Annotated in this window: 13 protein-coding genes; 2 read left to right on the top strand and 11 right to left on the bottom strand. The window is 66.0% G+C overall.

Annotated features, from left to right (window positions below):
- Window positions 1-48: 48 nt before the first annotated feature.
- Entirely contained in the window at window positions 49-1,791 is a 1,743-nt protein-coding gene (locus pbN1_RS03635) for a PHA/PHB synthase family protein (RefSeq protein ID WP_169201203.1), read from the bottom strand.
- Window positions 1,792-1,919: 128 nt separating this feature from the next.
- On the opposite strand from pbN1_RS03635, the gene pbN1_RS20715 reads away from it, so the two are divergent.
- On the top strand, window positions 1,920-2,144 hold the full coding sequence (locus tag pbN1_RS20715) for a hypothetical protein (RefSeq protein ID WP_244857144.1): 225 nt from the start codon (window positions 1,920-1,922) through the stop codon (window positions 2,142-2,144).
- A gap of 19 nt (window positions 2,145-2,163) precedes the next feature.
- Here the strand turns inward: pbN1_RS20715 and pgeF are convergent, their stop codons facing one another.
- Window positions 2,164-2,898 carry a peptidoglycan editing factor PgeF gene (pgeF, locus tag pbN1_RS03640; protein WP_169201204.1) on the bottom strand — a complete coding sequence of 245 codons (735 nt, stop codon included), beginning with the start codon at window positions 2,896-2,898 and terminating at the stop codon, window positions 2,164-2,166.
- A complete protein-coding gene (gene rluD, locus pbN1_RS03645) occupies window positions 2,895-3,857 on the bottom strand; it encodes a 23S rRNA pseudouridine(1911/1915/1917) synthase RluD (RefSeq protein WP_244857146.1) in 963 nt (320 codons plus the stop codon). The genes pgeF and rluD overlap by 4 nt, the downstream gene beginning before the upstream one ends.
- Window positions 3,858-3,936: 79 nt before the next feature.
- On the opposite strand from rluD, the gene pbN1_RS03650 reads away from it, so the two are divergent.
- Window positions 3,937-4,668 carry an outer membrane protein assembly factor BamD gene (locus pbN1_RS03650; RefSeq protein WP_425305751.1) on the top strand — a complete coding sequence of 244 codons (732 nt, stop codon included), beginning with the start codon at window positions 3,937-3,939 and terminating at the stop codon, window positions 4,666-4,668.
- 67 nt (window positions 4,669-4,735) lie between these two features.
- Here pbN1_RS03650 and pbN1_RS03655 read toward each other — a convergent pair whose 3' ends face one another.
- The 8 genes from pbN1_RS03655 to pbN1_RS03690 form a co-directional block, all read right to left on the bottom strand.
- Window positions 4,736-6,181, bottom strand: coding sequence for a mannose-1-phosphate guanylyltransferase/mannose-6-phosphate isomerase (locus pbN1_RS03655; RefSeq protein WP_169201207.1), 1,446 nt, complete (start codon window positions 6,179-6,181; stop codon window positions 4,736-4,738).
- 215 nt (window positions 6,182-6,396) lie between these two features.
- A complete protein-coding gene (locus pbN1_RS03660; RefSeq protein ID WP_210147646.1) occupies window positions 6,397-8,439 on the bottom strand; it encodes a sigma-54-dependent Fis family transcriptional regulator in 2,043 nt (680 codons plus the stop codon).
- A 413-nt stretch (window positions 8,440-8,852) separates the two neighbouring features.
- Window positions 8,853-9,500: a CoA transferase subunit B gene (locus pbN1_RS03665; protein WP_169201208.1), complete on the bottom strand. Its 648-nt coding sequence runs from the start codon at window positions 9,498-9,500 to the stop codon at window positions 8,853-8,855.
- Between the two features lie 2 nt (window positions 9,501-9,502).
- Window positions 9,503-10,201, bottom strand: coding sequence for a CoA transferase subunit A (locus pbN1_RS03670; RefSeq protein WP_169201209.1), 699 nt, complete (start codon window positions 10,199-10,201; stop codon window positions 9,503-9,505).
- A gap of 19 nt (window positions 10,202-10,220) precedes the next feature.
- A complete protein-coding gene (locus pbN1_RS03675; protein ID WP_169201210.1) occupies window positions 10,221-12,212 on the bottom strand; it encodes an AMP-binding protein in 1,992 nt (663 codons plus the stop codon).
- A 151-nt stretch (window positions 12,213-12,363) separates the two neighbouring features.
- Window positions 12,364-13,689, bottom strand: a complete 1,326-nt coding sequence (locus pbN1_RS03680) for a DUF1329 domain-containing protein (RefSeq protein ID WP_011238468.1) — start codon at window positions 13,687-13,689, stop codon at window positions 12,364-12,366.
- Window positions 13,690-13,705: 16 nt separating this feature from the next.
- Complete coding sequence (locus pbN1_RS03685) at window positions 13,706-15,289, bottom strand: DUF1302 family protein (RefSeq protein ID WP_011238467.1); 1,584 nt, start codon at window positions 15,287-15,289, stop codon at window positions 13,706-13,708.
- A 62-nt stretch (window positions 15,290-15,351) separates the two neighbouring features.
- Entirely contained in the window at window positions 15,352-17,727 is a 2,376-nt protein-coding gene (locus pbN1_RS03690) for an efflux RND transporter permease subunit (protein WP_169201211.1), read from the bottom strand.
- Window positions 17,728-17,734 lie beyond the last annotated feature (7 nt).

Genomic DNA, 17,734 nt, shown 5'->3' on the forward strand with positions numbered 1-17,734 from the left:
CCCCGTAACCGCTGCCCCGAGCTGATTCTTCTTGTCGGCTATCGCCTCTCAGGCCTTTTCCTTTACGTACCGACCCGGAGCCGGTTCGATCGGCTTGTACGTCGCATTGCCGATGCGCCCGCGTGCCGCAACCTGCTTGCCGCCGCGCAGCTTCAGCCACTCGATCCAGTGCACCCACCAGCTACCCTTGCGTTCGGCGGCACTCTCCAGCCATTCGTCAGGGTCGGCGGCGGTGGAAGGATTGACCCAGAAGCTGCGGCGATTCTTCGATGCGGGATTGATGGCTCCGGCGATATGCCCGCTCGCACCCAGCACGAAGGTCGTATCGCCTCCAAGCAGACCGCGCGACAGGTATGCGCCTTTCCACGGCACGATGTGGTCCTCGCGAGTCGCGAGCAGGTAGGCCGGCACATCGACCTTGCCGAGGTCGACCTTGACGCCGAGCACTTTGAGCTTGCCCGGCACCCGGAGGTTGTTTTCAAGATACATGTTGCGCAGATACCACGTCAGGAACGGTCCCGGCAGGTTCGTACTGTCCGAGTTCCAGTACAGCAGATCGAAGGGCGGCGGCGTGTTGCCCTTCAGATAGTTGCCGACGACGTACTGCCAGATCAGGTCGTTGGCACGCAGCGAAGAAAAGACGTTGGCAAGTTCCTGCCCCTTGAGCAACCCGCCCTTGCCGATCGCCGCTTCGCGCGCCGCGACGCTCGCTTCGTCGACGAGACAACCGAGTTCCCCAGCGTCGGCGAAATCGAGCAGCGTCGTCATCAGCGTCACGCTCTCGACCGGCTCCTCGCCGCGGCCTCGCGCGACCGCAAGGGCTGCCGACAGGATCGTGCCGCCGACGCAGAAGCCGAGCACGTTGGGTTTTTTGACGCGGGTCACCGCGCGCACGACGTCGAGCGAGGTCAGCACGCCCTTGTCGACGTAATCGTCCCACATGAAGTGCCCGCCCTCGGCGCCGACGTTCTTCCACGACACGAGGAACACCGTGAAACCCTGCTCGACGGCGAAGCGCACGAGCGAGTTTTCCGGCTGCAGATCCAGCACGTAATACTTATTGATGCTCGGCGGAACGATCAGCAGCGGGACCTGCGCCACCTTGTCGGTGAGCGGCGCGTACTGGATCAGCTGAACGAGTTCGTTCTCGTAGATGACCGCGCCCGGCGTGACGGCCAGATTGCGGCCGACTTCGAACGCTGCCTCGTCGGTCATCGAAATGCGGCCTTTTTCGAGATCCGCGATCAGGTTCTTCAGCCCCTTCGTGATGCTTTCGCCCTTGGTCTCGAGTGCCGTCTTGATGAATTCGGGATTGGTTGCGGCGAAGTTCGACGGCGCCAGTGCGTCGATATACTGCCGCGTGAGAAACTGCACCCGTGACTTGGCCCGGCCATCGGCCATCGGCACCGCGTCGGAAACCTGCTTGAGGAATTCGGAGTTCAACAGGTACGCCTGCCGGACGTAATCGAACACCGGACTCGACGCCCATTCCGGCGACGAAAACCGACGGTCGCCGGGAGGCGGTTCCACGATCGGCGCCGCCTGCTCGCCGGGTTTGCGCTGCAGCAGCGCAGACCACAACGCCGCATGCCGCTCCGCAAACTGGTGTTGCATGCGCCCGAGTTCCTCAGCCTCCGGCAAGGGGAGACGCTGGATCGTTGCCCCGGAGCTGTCCTGCATCGCGGCGTGCTGACGCCCCACGGCGTCGAAGAAGTTCTGCATCATGGCCTGGCCGAACTGCAGCATTCCCTGAACTGCTGCGTTCGCCTGCTTGTCTTCCGAATCAGACATCCGCCCCTCCTGAGGCATGGGTTCGGGCCGCTTCCGGGCATATCCCGTCGACCCTGGTGGTGTGCCGTCCTTCCCCGCTGCTTGCCGGGCATGCGGCCGCGGGCACAAGGCGGGTAGAATCGGCAATCATGTACATTGTCGCCATCGCTTGGTCATACGTGGTTCTGCTCGCTGCAATTTCCGACACCACGGTGATTGGCGGCGTACTCACTTTCATATTCTGGGGGGTGGGACCGCTAGCCCTTTTTCTCTGGCTGTTCGGAACCCCGGCACGGCGTCGGAGCGCACGCAAGAGCCGCAGCGACGAAGAGACAGGTGCCAACGATAGAGCCGATTCCACCCTCGATCAATAGTACCGATCATGCGGCCGGCCTAAGGCGCCAACCATACCATTGACACGAAGCGCCCCGTGATACCCTCCCTCCGGTAGGAAAAAAAACGTTCCCGACTGGCATAAGTGCAGATGCCGCCACCGTACGCGCGCACGACGCCGAGCCGGGCCAGACGCAGGCGCGCGAGCAGGAAGAGATCAGCCATCCACTTGCCAGCCCCGGCGGCGGGCCGAAAGGCGATCGCGGTGGCTGGATCGGCCGCGACGAATGCTTCGCGAACCTCGTCGCCAACCTCGAAAGCAGCTGGCCCGATCGCCGGACCCAGCCATGCCATCACGGTCGCAGCGGGTACGCCCATGCGTGCCAGCGTCGCATCCAGCACCCCTGCGGCAAGACCGCGCCAGCCCGCATGGGCCGCCGCGACAACGCTGCCTTCGTCATTGCAGAAGAGCACGGGGAGACAATCGGCCGTCATCACGGCGCATACCGCGCCGGGCCGCCTGGCGACCGACGCATCGGCGCAGACCGGGGCGCCGGTGCGGTCGGCGTCGGCGACCGCCACGCCATGCACCTGCTCGAGCCACGCCGGTTCGCCGGGCAGGCACCTCCGAAGCAGGGCCCGATTACGTTGCACGTCGGCGACCGAATCGCCGACGTGCAGGCCGAGATTCATGCTCGCGTACGGCCCCGTGCTGACCCCGCCGTTACGCGTCGTCACAAGCCCGCGCACGCGCGGCGGGGCCGGCCAGTCCGGCTCGATCCAGTCCTCCGTCACGGCGCGGATTCCTCGCGCAGGCCCGCCAGCAGCGCTTCGAAATCCTCAGGGAGCGGGGACTCCCAAGTCATCTCGGCGCCACTCGCCGGATGCAGCAGGCCGAGCCGGAAAGCATGCAACGCCTGCCGCGCGAACGCGTCCAGCACCGGGCTGCCGCTGCGGCGCAATCCATAGGTCGCGTCGCCGACCAGCGGATGACCGATATGCGCCATGTGGACGCGGATCTGATGCGTGCGGCCGGTTTCGAGCTGGCACTCGACGAGCGTCGCGCGTGCAAAGCGTTCCCGCGCGCGATAGCGGGTCACCGCGGGTCGGCCCGACTGCACGACCGCCATGCGCGTGCGCTGCGCCGGATGGCGGCCGATCGGCGCATCGACAACCCCTGGTCCGGCGAGGGCGCGGTGCACGAGCGCAAGGTAGTGGCGCCTGACGGTGCGCGCCTGCAACTGGCGCACGAGACCGGTCTGGCTTTCCAGCGTCTTCGCGACGACCAGCAGGCCGCTGGTGTCCTTGTCGAGCCGGTGGACGATCCCGGCCCGCGGCACGGCCGCCAGTTGCGGTGCGTGATGCAGCAGTGCGTTCAGGAGCGTGCCGCTCCAGTTTCCGCTGCCGGGATGGACCACCAGCCCGACCGGCTTGTCGATGACCAGGATTTCCTCGTCTTCGTGCACCACCACGAGCGGAATGTCTTCGGGCGCTTCTGCAGCGGCTTCGGGTGACGGAGCTGCATCGACCTCGAGCGACTCCCCGCCCCAGACCTTGAACTTGGCATCGGGCTGGTCGCCGTCGAGGCTCACCCGGCCGGACTTCAGCCACCCCTGCAGGCGGCTGCGCGAATGGGACGGAAATAGCCGCGCCAGCGCCTGATCGAGCCGCAGCCCGGCACAGTCGGCCGGAATCGTCAATCGGTGATGCAAAGGCGCCGCATCCTGTGGGCTATAATCGTTCGGTTCATTCACGCGAGTCTTTTTGATGGCCAGGGTCACCCTTCGAAGTTTAGCGGTTATCACCGCGCTGCTGCTTGGTGGTTGCGGTTCGATGCCCGAACAGATCGACGAGACGGCAGGCTGGAACGCGCAGCGTCTCTACTCCGAAGCCAAGACCTTCATGAACGAAGGGGCATACGAGCAGGCGATCAAACTCTTCGAAAAGCTCGAAGCGCGCTATCCGTACGGGCGCTATGCGCAGCAGGCCCAGATCGAGGTCGCATACGCCCAGTACAAGTCGGGCGAGCCGGCGCTGGCGATCGCCGCCGCGGACCGCTTCATCAAGCTTCATCCGAATCACCCGAATGCCGATTACGCCTACTATCTGAAAGGCCTCGCAACGTTCAACGAAGACCTCGGGCTGCTCGCCGGATTCTCCAACCAGGATCTTTCCGAGCGTGACCCGAAGGGCGCGCAGGAATCGTTCGACACGTTCGGCCAGCTCGTGAAGCGTTTCCCGGACAGCCGCTACGCCGAAGACGCGGGCCAGCGGATGCAATACCTCGTCAATGCGCTCGCCGCGCATGAAGTGCACGTCGCGCGCTACTACTATCGCCGTGGCGCCTACGTCGCGGCGATCAACCGCGCCAAGACGGCGATCGAGACTTACCCGCAGGCCCCGGCCACCGAAGAGGCACTGTTCGTGCTGGTGAAAAGCTACGACACGCTCGGCATGACCGAGCTGCGCGACGACGCCGACCGCGTGATGCGCAAGAATTTCCCGAACAGCCTCTATTTCGCCGGCGGGCCGAAGGACAACCGGCCATGGTGGCAGCTCTGGTAAGCGCCGCGGCAGGCCGGAACACCGGGCTGGAATAGGTTTCCGCCCGCCGCAAATCAACATCCACTCGTCAGCTCCGGCCGTACGTATCCTCGAAGCGCACGATGTCGTCTTCGCCAAGGTAACTTCCCGACTGCACCTCGATCATCTCCAGCAGCATCTTCCCCGGGTTTTCGAGGCGATGCGTGACGCCCAGCGGGATGTAGGTCGACTGGTTCTCGGACAGCAGGAAAGTTTCGTCGCCGCGCGTGACTCTCGCCGTGCCGCGCACGACGATCCAGTGTTCCGCCCGGTGATGGTGCATCTGCAGGCTCAGCGAGGCACCCGGCTTGACCTCGATGTGCTTGACCTGGAAACGGCCGCCGGTGTCGATCGAATCGTAGCAGCCCCATGGCCGGTGTATCTTGCGGTGCGCCAGCGCCTGCGGGCGGCTGTCGGACTTGAGCCGCGCGACGATCTTCTTGACGTCCTGCGTCTGGTCCTTGCGCGCGACCATCACCGCGTCGGGCGTTTCGACGATCACCAGTCCCTCGACGCCGAGGCAGACGACCATCCGGCTCGTCGCATGGACGAGGCTCCCCGTCGTGCCCTCGAACATCACGTCGCCGCGACCGGAATTGCCGTCGTCGTCCTTGTCGGCGAGCGTCCACAGCGCGTCCCAGGCGCCGACATCCGACCACCCGACCGACATCGGCACGACCTGCGGCACGATGCCCAGTTCCGGCGTCGCAGCGAGCTTCTCCATCACCGCGTAGTCGATCGAATCCGACGGGCAGGCCTGGAACGCCTCGCGACCGACCCTGACGAAGTCGGCGTCACGACCGGCCGACTCGAGCGCCGATTCGCACGCTGCCAGCATTTCCGGATTGAAATGCGCGAGCGCCTTCAGCCACACGCCGGCCTTGACCATGAACAGGCCGCTGTTCCACAGGTAGGCGCCGCTCGCGACATACTCGGCCGCAGTCTCGGCGTCGGGTTTCTCGACGAAGGATGAGACCGCATGGATGCCGGGGCTCGCCTCGTCGCCGACGCGGATGTAGCCGTAACCCGTTTCGGCGCGCTCCGGCACGATGCCGAATGTCACCATCGCACCGGCCAGCGCGGCTTCGATGCCAAGGTCGACCGCCCGGTGGAAAGCCTCGCGGTCGCGGATGACGTGATCGGCCGGCATCACGAGCAGCACCCCGTCGTCGCTATCGCGCCGCACCGTCAGCGCGGCAAGCGTCAGTGCCGGCGCGGTGTTGCGTCCGACGGGTTCGAGCAGGATGTGGTTCGTCGGGCAGCCTGCCGCCCGCATCTGCTCGGCCGTGATGAAGCGGTATTCCTCGTTGCACACGACGAGCGGCTGCTCGGAAACCGGCAGGCGTCCGGAAAAACCTGCGAGGCGAAGCGCTGTCTGCTGCAGCATCGTTTCGTCGCCGATCAGCGCCAGCAGCTGTTTCGGATATTGCTCGCGGGATAACGGCCACAAACGCGTGCCGGAGCCGCCGGACAGGATAACGGGGTGAAGTTTCATTGCTGGATCCGTCGAGATTCGGTAGGGACCGGCGTTCGCGCACGCCGGAGTCGGGCGCAGGCGCCGCCCGGCTCGCGCGAGGATACGATAAAAACCCGTCTGCCATTTCGGCCGACTGCAAGAGAGTGTGATCCCGGGCACTGAAAAGCGGCCGTTCGCCGCCGCCCGACATTCCCCTGCAGCCCCGGCACGGTGGGCCCGCCGGGGAATAGTCGTCAACTTCCCCGCATACGGTAGATCTCGCCCTCGAGTCCGTAGAGCTTGACCTTCTGGTATAGCGTGCTCTTCGCGATATCGAGCTCGCGTGCGGCGCGCGTGAGGTTGCCGTGCGTCGTGGCGATCGCGCGACGGATCAGCTCCGCTTCGCCTTGCGCGATGCTGCTCACGGACGCAACTGCAGGGGCCACGCGTCCTGCCGCACGCGGGAAACCCGTCGTGTCGGCATCCGTGTCGGACATCAGCTCCGGCGGCAGCGCATCGAGGCCGACGCATTCCTGGTCGCTCATCAGCAGCATGCTCTCGATGACGTTGCGCAGCTCCCGCACGTTGCCCGGCCAGGCATAGTTTTCGAGATGCACGAGCAGTTCGTCGTCGAGCCGCCGCGGTCCGAGGTCGTGCTGCTTGCAGAAGCGCTCAACGAAATGCTCCGCCAGCGCACGCACGTCACCGCAGCGGTCGCGCAGCGGCGGAATGCGAACCGACGTCACCGCGACGCGATAATAGAAGTCCATGCGGAAGCGCCCGTCGGCGACCTCCTTGCGCAGATCGCGGTGAGTCGCCGCGATGAGGCGGAAATTGACCTTGCGCGGCACGTTCTCGCCGAGCCGGTAAATCTCGCTCTGTTCGAGCACGCGCAACAGATGTGGCTGCAGGTCGAGCGGCATCTCGCCGATCTCGTCGAGGAACAGCGTGCCGCCGTTCGCAGCCTCGATCTTGCCGACGAGGCCGCCGCGGCGCGCGCCGGTGAACGCGCCGTCGACATAACCGAACAGTTCGCTCGCGAGCAGTTCGCGCGTCAGCCCGCCGCAGTTCAGCGCGACGTAGGGACCGTCGCGGAAGGGGCTCGCCTTGTGCAGCCCCTGCGCGAACTCCTCCTTGCCGACGCCGGTCTCGCCGAGCAGCAGCACCGGTACTTTCGATCGCGCCAGCTGGTCGGCCTTGCGCACCGCCTCGCGCAGCCCCGGGTCGCGCGTGACGATCGTCGCGAAGCCGGCGGGAATGTTCGCCTCCCGGCGCGCAGGTTCATGCGACAGCCCCCGCGCGCCCTCGCCGGACACTGCGCGCCCGAGGCGCGGCAATGGCACGGCGAGCAACGTCCCGAGCCGCTGGCCGCGGCTGTCGACCACCGGCTCGAGCCATTCCGGCCGCAGCCACGCGGGCAGGCAGGAATCCTGCCGCAATTGCCCGTGCTCGTCGATCGCCAGCCCCGGCATGCGGCGCGGCTTGGCGAGATCGACTTCGGCGCCCAAGGCCGACATCGCCGCCTGCGCGATCTCGTTCATCTTGACCGGATACCCGCGGCGGTCGAACAGCACCAGCCCGGCCATTGCCCCCGACCAGCGCGGCAGCGACGCCTCGAGCAGCACGTAGCGCCGCTCCATCTCGCGCATCGCGATCTTGCTCTCGATGCGGCTGGCGGTCGTCACGACCAGCGCGAGGCTTTGCCGGCTGTAGCTTTCCGATAATCCGGAGACATCGACGACGCCGATGATCTCGCCATCGTGCGGATGGCGGATCACGGTTGCCGAGCAAGTCCAGCGCTTGATGCCGGCGCAGTAATGCTCGGCCGAATGGATCTGCACCGGTTCCCCGACGGCAAGCGCCGTACCGATCGCGTTGGTGCCGCAGACTCGCTCGGTCCAGGACACGCCGGGGATCAGGTGGATGCTTTCGGCGACCCCGAGCGTCGGGTCGTCGCCCTCCATCGACAGGATCGTGCAGCTCGTGTCCGCGAGCACCATCATCGTGCCGGTTTCAGCGAGGAAGTCCCGTGCACAGGCCATGATCGGCGCGCTCGCTTCGAGCAGTTCGCTGTTGTGCTGCTTCAGCGAGAAGAGCGTCGATTCCTCGACCGGCGGCGGCGCACTGCACTTGTCCGGGTCGACATTCTGCTGCTGGCAGCGCTGCCACGACCCGTCGATGAGCGTGCGCAGCGAATCGGCGGGTCGGCCGCCGTCGAGAAAGCGTTCCCAGGCCGCCATCACTGCAGCGTCGTTGCCGGGATCGGAAAACATCTGCCCTTCTGGCATCCGTGTCATCAAGTCTCCTCCTCGGGCGTGCTTCGCGGCGGGCCGAGGCAAGCACGGCGGCTGGATGAAGTCTTGTGGATTCTGCCCGCGAAGGCACCGTCGAACGTGTTGTGGGATGGTCAGCTCTCCGGCTGATCGAAAGCCGCGACACCAGCATCCGTCGCAGCTTTAGCAGAATAGCAAAATGGATGCCATGAGACACATCAAAGGAAACATCTGCTCACACTCGGATGGCGAGGCACTCCGCAGCCGAATATCCGGGAGACGAAATCGCCGACCGTCCGGATTCCGGACGGTCGGCGCCGGACGGCGTCCGGAAATCGAACGGACGCAGATCCGGGCGGCTGCGGGCGACCTCGGCTCTGGCCAGCGATAAGCGCCGGGATGCCACCCGGCGGAGAGTTGCGGGCGAACTCGTCCGCTCAGCCGATCACCATCTCCTCGACGTCGACCGGCGCGCCGGTTCGCGCGATGACGTCCTCGATGCTGACTCCCGGCGCGGTTTCCCGCAACCACAGCCCGCGCGGTGTGACGTCGAGCACGCACAGGTCGGTGATGATGCGGTTCACGACGCCTGCCCCCGTCAGCGGCAGCTCGCAGCGGCGCAGGATCTTCGGCTCGCCGCCCTTGCTGCAGTGCTCCATCATCACCACCACGCGACGTACCCCGGCCACCAGGTCCATCGCCCCGCCCATGCCTTTCACCAGCTTGCCCGGGATCATCCAGTTGGCAAGATCGCCGTGCTCGCTGACCTGCATCGCGCCGAGGATCGCCAGATCGATGTGGCCGCCGCGGATCATCGCGAAGGAGTCGGCGCTACTGAAGATGCTGCTGCCGGCGAGCGTGGTGACGGTCTGCTTTCCGGCGTTGATGAGATCGGCGTCGACCTCGGCGTCGGTCGGAAACGGCCCGATGCCGAGCAGGCCGTTTTCCGACTGCAGCCACACGTCCATGCCAAGGGGGATATGGTTCGCGACCAGCGTCGGCATGCCGATGCCGAGGTTCACGTAGTAACCGTCGCGCAGCTCCTGCGCCGCGCGGCGGGCCATCTCGTTGCGTGTCCAGGCCATGGTTATCCCTCCCTCACGGTGCGTTGTTCAATGTGTTTCGTCGGGCGCGGATTGACGACGATGCGCTGGACGAAGACGCCGGGGGTGTGGATGTGATCGGGATCGAGCGTGCCGGTGTCCACCAGTTCCTCGACTTCCGCAACGGTGATGCGCCCGGCGGTGGCGACCACCGGATTGAAGTTGCGCGCGGTCTTGCGATAGACGAGGTTGCCCGCCCGGTCGCCCTTCCACGCCTTGACGAGGGCGACGTCGGCGGTCAGCGAGTGTTCGAGCAGATAGCGCTGGCCGTCGATGTCGCGCTCCTCCTTGCCCTCGGCCACCAGCGTGCCGACACCGGTGCGGGTGTAGAAAGCCGGAATCCCGGCGCCCCCGGCGCGCAGCTTTTCGGCCAGCGTGCCCTGCGGTGTGAGTTCGACCTCGAGTTCGCCCGCGAGCAGCTGACGCTCGAACTCGGCGTTCTCGCCGACGTAGGACGACACCATCTTGCGGATCTGCCGCGTCTCGAGCAGCAGCCCGAGGCCGATGCCATCGACGCCGGCGTTGTTGCTGATCACGGTGAGGTTCGTCACCTGCGCGTCGCGCAGGCCGTGGATCAGCATCTCTGGAATGCCGCACAGGCCGAAGCCTCCGACCGCGACAGTCTGGCCGTCCCGTACGACGTCGGCCAACGCGGAACCGGCGTCCGGATACACTTTGCTCATAAGGTTCTCCTGGTAAAAGTCATGTTCCGATCGCATCCGCCAAGGTTCGCGCGGATGGCCGGAGCGCGCCCACCGCATCGATTGCAGCCGGATTCTCGATCGACGACAGATCGCCGAGGGCGGTGCCGAGGTAGGCGCTGCGCATCACCCGGCGCACCGTCTTGCCGTTGCGCGTCTTCGGGATCGCATCGACGCGGTGCACGTGCGCCGGGCGCAGCGGCTTGCCGAGCTGGCGACCGACGTGGTCGACGAGTTCCGCCTCCCACGCCTGCCACGGCCGCGCCGCGAGCGCCTCGCTGTCGGCGACGGTGACGAAGCACACCACCGTCTCGCCCTTGAGCTCGTCAGGGACGCCGACCGCCACCGCCTCGACGACCAGCGGGTGCGACACCAGCGCCGATTCGAAATCCGCGGGGCCGACCCGCTTGCCGGCGATCTTGATCGTGTCGTCGCTGCGCCCGTGGACGAACCAGTAGCCCTCCGCGTCCACGCGCGCCCAGTCGCCATGCACCCACACGTCCGGCCACACCGACCAGTAGGCCTCGCGGTAACGCTCCGCATCGCGCCAGAAGCCGTGGGTCATGCCCGGCCACGGCTGACGGATCGCGAGTTCGCCGACGCTGCCGCGCACCGCGCGTCCGTCGCTGTCGAGCACCTCGACCGCCATGCCCGGAATCGGCCCGTCGAACGAGCACGGCTTCTGCGGCAATCCGGGAAAGCACGCGAGGATGCCGCCGCCAATCTCGGTGCCGCCCGAATAGTTGATGATCGGGCGCCGCGAGCGGCCGACCTGCTCGAACAGCCACAACCACGGCGCCTCGTTCCACGCCTCGCCGGTCGAGCCGAACACCCGCAGCGTATCGAGCGCATCCGGCGCGGGCAGGCTCGCGTCGTTCGCCATCAGGAGGCGCACCAGCGTCGGCGACAGGCCGAAATGCGTGACCCCGTGGCGCTCGACCACCTGCCACAGCCGCCCGGCGTCGGGGTAATCGGGCGTGCCCTCGTAGAGCACCAGCGTCGCCCCCAGCATCAGTCCGCCATAGACCATCCACGGCCCCATCAGCCAGCCCATGTCGGTGACCCACATCAGCGTGTCGTCGGCGCGCAGGTCGAAGGCCATCAGCAGGTCCTGCGCCGCCTTCACCGGGAAGCCGGCGTGGGTGTGGACGACACCCTTCGGCTTGCCGGTGGTGCCCGACGTGTAGATCAGCATCAGCGTCTGGTCGGCCGGCCAGGCAGGCGCAGGGCCATGATCGGGTGATGCGGCCTGCAACACCCGGAAATCCACTTCGGCGAACGACTCTGCGGCGCCGTCGTGCGCCGCCAGCGGCCCGAGGCCGAGGCGGTCGACGACGACGAGGTGACGCAACGACGGGCAGGCCCGCGCCGCGGCACGGGCGTCCGCGAGCATCGGCACGCGCTTGCCGCGGCGAAAGTAGCCGTTCGCGCACACCAGCACGCGCGCCTCGCAGTCGGCGACGCGCTGCGCCACCGAATCGGCGCCGTAGCCGGAAAAGAACGGGATGAAGACGGCGCCGATGCGCGTCGCCGCGAGCATCGTCACGACCGCTTCGGCAACCATCGGCAGGTACAGCGCGATGCGCTCGCCCTCGCTCACGCCGAGCGCGCGCAATCCGGCGGCGACGCGTTCGACCTCGTCGGCGAGCGCGGCATAGCTCAGCGTACGCAGTTCGCCGCCATCGCCTTCCCAGCGGATTGCGATCTTCGCCGGCGTCGCGCGGGCGTGCTTGCCGACGAGGTTATCGACGAGGTCGAGCCGGCCGCCGACGAACCACTTCGGCCACATCACGCCGTCGGTGAGGTCGAGGGTCTGGCGGTACGGCGTCGCCCAGTCGAGCCCGATCGCTTCGAGCACCTGGTCCCAGAAGCGTTCGGGTTCGCGGGCCGCCCGCTCGCGCAGGTCGTCGAGGTCGCGGTAGCCGTGGCGCGCGATGAACTGCGCGAGCCGCGTCGTGCGCCATTCATAGCCTTGGGGCATATAGCTGTTCATATCGGAGTTCTCCTCCCCTTGTCGTCGAAGCCGCGCTCCGCGCCGGTTCCGCCCTGCCCGCACTGCGGGAAAAATGTCCGCCCCCAAAACGGGCCAGGGGCGGACGAGGGGGAGGACAGGGTGCCGGCACAGGATGCGGTGGCGTGGGCGGTTAGCGGCCCGCGCCGGTCGCGACTTCCTCGAGGACGTTCAGCGACACGTCGGTGTCCTTCACGCCTTTCGGGTTGGATTTCATGTTCGACGACCAGTTGGTGGCATGCCCGCGTTTGACGTCGATGATGTGGCCGATGACGGGCATCACCGCCTTGTAGCCGTCGTCACCGACGTCGGGCCGGTTCTGGAAGATGAACATCTTCCAGAACTCCCCCTTGCGGTCGAGCGCATAGCCGAGATACGGCCGCGGGAAGTCCACCTCGATGTACGCGACCTTCTTGCTGTACGGGTGCTCCGGCGGCGGCGTGCCCTCGACCACATACACTTCGCGCGGCTCCCATTCCACGTCTTTCGCCGGGTTCCAGTACGGCGGCTCGCTCATGTTGATGCGCGGGAAGCGCTTCTGCGGCTCGGTCCATGCCTGCGACGTATCAACGCTCATCTCCGGGCTGTGCGCGATCGCCAGCACCCAGCGCTTTTCGATCAGCTTGTTCTCGACGTATTTCGTCGGCCAGGCGTCCCAGATGTCCCAGTCATCGTAGAGCTGGTCGGTACCGCCGATCGGGTCCATCCACGCGCCGCCGGACAGCCGCCGCGTGCGCCGCACCGACTTCAGGTACGCGTAGGAGTCGTCCGGCTTCTTCGAGTCGGCCTGGTTGTAGCGCACCGAGAACGTGCCCAGACCACGGATATCCTGCGGATAGTGGGCGACGAAGTAGGTTTTCTGCGAAACGTCGCCGTCGCCGACCGAGACCGGGCCGCCGTCGAGCCGCCCTTCCATGTAGTAGCGGCGCGACTGGAACGCCTGGACGCGCTCGTACCCTTTCTTCGCATCGAGGAACACCCACGCGATGTCGCGCAGGTCCATCGTCGCTCCGTAGGTCGCGGCGCGCAGGTTCCAGATGACCTTGTCACCGGCATGAGGGTCATCGAGCTTGATCGTCTCGGGCGGGAACGGCATCCCGGCCTTCCAGCCGCTGATCGTGCGGTCCTCGGGGTTGAACTTGACGTCCTTCGACCCGCTCTTCGTCGCCTCGACGTATTTCGGGTCCATCTCGATCTTCTTCGAGTGGGCCAGCTTGATCGTCAGGTCGTAGTTCTTGATCATCCATTCGAGCTTTTCCGGGACCATGCTGGCGATGGTCTTGTTCTCGAAAGTGTCGTTCTTGACGGCCTCGTAGTTGTCCTTGCCGATGACGAGCCCGGCCTCGAGCTCCTTCGCGGACACGCTGTGCGTGGGCAGCAGCAGCATCAGGCCGAGGGCGGCCGCCACGGCCGCGCGGGGAGCGGGTGGGCGGGCAACGGATTGGGTAGCGTTTTGCATCGTAGTCTCCTCCTTGTCAGAACTGCCGGGTCAAGCGAAAAACAAGCTGGCTGGCGTTGTCGAAATAACCGAACAACTGCGACGACTGGTCGCTGAACTGCACCTTGTTCGATTTGTTGCCGCTCCAGAAAATGTCGGCCTCGATCCGCGCGAGCCATGCGTCGGACAAGGTCAGCGACAGGCTCGGGATCGCAAAGCCGCCGCCGTGCGTCAGGTCAAAACCAATCGCGAACCCCGGGTTGATCGTGTCGTTGGCATAGTTCAGCGTCGTGAAGGCGGTGAGGATCGTGTTGTGCTCAGTGAGCGGCGTGCCGAACGCGAACAGGCGCACCAGGTCGTCGTCACGATCGAAACCGAGCACCTGCGTGTTGAACAGCTGGATCGACGAGAACGACGGCCGTGACGTCCCGAACAGGCCCTGGAAATTCAGGTCCTTGTCGATCCGCAGCATCGTCGTCAGCGTGTTCTTCTTCTTCACGCCACCGAGGCCGATGCCGACGTTGCCCGGCACGCGCGGTGCGAGGAATGCACCGGTTCCGATGTTGAAAGGCTGGTCCTCGGTGTAGGCCATCTCGGCGCTGAGCACCGCGTCGAGCGTCCCGCTGTAGCCGCTCACCGTCGCCCCGAAGACGTCGACGCGCGGATGGATCAGGTCGAACACCGAGCCGCTCGGCGCCTTCTTGTAGGGCTTGAACGACGAGTTCGCGACCGGATCGGCCGAGAACGTCGTGAGCCAGGCCAGCGAGTAGCTCAGGCCGTAGGCTTCGCCCGACCAGCGCACGCCACCGGTGAGGTCGTCGCGGTCGCCGTCCGGATGGTCGCAGTCCTTGTCGGTCACCGCGCTGAGATCGAAGCCACGGTAAGGCTGGAAGAACCAGCGCCCGCCCTTGATATCGTAGGTGTTGCCGATGTCTTCACAGCGGTCCCAGCCCGGGCGGACATACGCGGCAAGCATGCCGTCGGCTTCCGGAACGCGGATCTTCGTCGAGATCAGCGTCAGCGGCTTGCGCCATTCCTCGTTCTCGGGCTCGAAGTACAGGTGCCACGACAGGTCGTAGCCATGCACGAGGTCCATCGCGTGGAAGAAGTCCGACTCGCCCCACACCAGTTGCTGCTTGCCGATCTTCACCGTGGTGCGCTCACCGAACGCCATTTCCGCCCAGAACTCGCGCAGCTCGGTGTTGTTGTAGTTGTCGAGAATGCTGCTGCTGTGCCCCCCGACGGCAGTGCCGTTCGTCGTGCGCAGCCGCTCCAGGTCGTTGAGGTAGCTGGTCTTGTGCTCGCGGTCGGCGCGGCCGATCGCCTTCCACTTGACCGGCCCGGTCTTCGCGTCGGCGTCGAGCAGCAGCGAGCCGCGCACCATCGACAGCTTGCCCTTGCTGTCCTTGTCGATCGCCTCCAGCTCAGGCTGGTTCTGCAGGTTCACCCCCAGCCAGCCGCGCGCATAGCCCGACAGGTTGAAGCTGAAATCCTCGCCCCACGAACTCCCGCCCTCCTCGCCCTCGGCGCCCTGCGCCGGGCCCCCCGCGATCGCGGCGACGGCGGCCGCCATCACAACCGAGGCCGTCTTCATCTTTTTTGCCACTCCCTTGCTCGTCATCTCCTCGCTCCTTCCTTGTGTTTTTTGACTGCCTTGAAGATTTCATTGGGAAACGGGCGGCTTCAGCTGACCGTCACCAGGTCGGCCTGCACGATCGGGCGGCGCTTGCTGCCGACGATGAATTCGGGCCGGAACACATAGACCATCGCGGGCATGATGAACAGCGCACTGAAGGCCGAGATGAACAGCCACAGCGCGATCAGCACGCCCATGTCGGCCTGCAGCCGCAGCGACGAGAAGTGCCACAGCACGACGCTGGTGATCAGCGTCATCGCGGTGATCAGCACGCCCTTGCCGGGGCCCATCAGCGCATTGACGATGGCATGCTCGACGTTGCGCGAGCGGTGCAGGTTCTCGCGGATGCCATCGACGATGTAGAACGTGTAATCGACACCGAGGCCGATCCCCAGCGCGACCACCGGCAGCGTGTTGATGTTCATGCCGATGCCCGCCCACGCCATGTAGCTGAAGGTGATCGTGTTCGACAGCAGCACCGGGATCATGAAGAACACTCCGGCGACCGTGGACCGGTAAGTGATCGTGCAGCACACCACCAGCACCAGCAGCGCGAGCGCGATCGCCTCGATCTGGCCGGCGAGGATCACTTCATTGACCGCGGCGAGCACGCCGACGAGGCCGCCGGCAAGCAGGTACTGCGCATCCTTGATCGGGTGCTGCTCGACGTAGTCGCGCACGCGGGCGATCGCGGTGCGGATCGTCTCGCCCTGGTGGTCGCGGAAGAACAGCGTCACCGCGCCGTTCTTCGCATCGGCGTCAGCGTAGCGGTCCATGTCGCCGGGGTCGGAGCCGGAGACGAACATGTACATCAGCTCGCCGTTCTCGTCGCCGCTCTGCCCGAGCTCCTGATACATCGGGTTGCCTTCGCGCAGCACGCGCTTGACCTGTGGCAGGATGTCGGCGAGCGAGATGCTGCCGCCGACTTCCGGCTGGGCCTCCATGTATTTCTGGAAGCGCGTCATGCTCGACAGCACTTCGGGCTCGCGCAGCGCACCGGGCTGGTTTCCGGCGACGACGACGAACATGCGGTCCGAGCCCTGGAACTGGCGGTTGATCTCCGCGGCATCGCGGTTGTATCTCGAGTCCGGCCACAGGATCGGCGAACCCGGATTGGCGTCGCCGACCTTCAGGTTGAACGCGTACAGGCCCGAGACCACGAAGGCCACGCCGGCCGCGCCGAGCACTGCATAGCGCCAGCGCGTCGTGACGATCGCCGAGCACAGGCCGAGGATGCGCATCAGCACCGGGTTGATGTCGATCGGGTGGATGTAGCGCTGGCGGGCGCCGAACCACGACAGCATCACCGGAGTGAGGATCAGCGCGCTGACGAGAATCGTCAGCACCCACACCGTGCCGATGAACGAGATCTTCTGCAGCAGCGGGATCGGCGTGAGCGCGACCACGAGCACGCAGCCGGCGTCGGCGACGATCGCGAGCATGCTCGGCTTGAACAGGTTGCGCGCGCTCGCCCGCGCCGCGGCTGCGGCGGAGGCGACGCCGTGGCCGATCTCGTCGTCGAAGCGCGCGATGAGCTGCACCGAGTTCGAGATCGCCTGCGCGGTGATCAGGAACGCGACGACGACGACCAGCGGATCGAGGTGGAATCCCATCAGCCGGGCCGAGCCCAGCGCCCAGATCGCACTCACCGTGCCGGCGAGCAGCGGCAGGATCGTGCCGTGCCAGGTGCGCGTGATCAGGCACAGCAGCAGCACCAGCGCGGCCACCGCGGCGAAGAAGATCATCAGCGTCTCGTGCAGGTAGTGGTTCACCCAGCCGTAGAGCACCGGTTCGCCGACGATGCGGACCTCGACGCCGTCGCCGCTCGCCTCCTCGACCAGCGCCATCAGCTGGTTGAAGGCTCGCGTGTAGTCCATGTTGCCGTCGTTGAAATCGACCGTAACCAGCGTCGCCTTCAGGTCTGCCGAAACATAGGGACCATAAACCAGCGGATTGTTGAGCACCGAGGCTTTCAGCGCCGCGAGCTCGGCGGCGCTGCGCGGCAGCTCGGGCCACATCAGCGGACGCGACTCGACGCCCTCGGTCGAGGCGCGCACCTCCTTGATCTTCTTCGACGCGAGCGAAATGATCTGGTAGGTATCCACCCCTTCGACCTGCTGCAGGTCGACCGTCAGCTTCTGCACCTTGCCCAGCACCGCGGGGTTGAAGATGTCGCCGTCCCTGGCTTCGATCATGATGCTGACCATGTTCGAACCGCCGAAGGTCTGCTTGAAGCGCTGGTTCACGGCGACGTACGGGTGGTCCTTGGGGAGCAGGTCGCTGAAGATCGTCTTCACCTCGATCTGGCTCGCCTGGTAGCCCATTGCCAAGGTAACCAGCGCGACCGCCGCGACGACGAGCACGCGAAAGCGGATCAGGAAGGCAAAGGCCCGATCGACCTTGCCGAATGTCGTGTTTTTCATCCTCGTC

Origin of the sequence: Aromatoleum bremense, assembly GCF_017894365.1 — a bacterium.
In the GTDB taxonomy this organism is placed as follows: domain Bacteria; phylum Pseudomonadota; class Gammaproteobacteria; order Burkholderiales; family Rhodocyclaceae; genus Aromatoleum; species Aromatoleum bremense.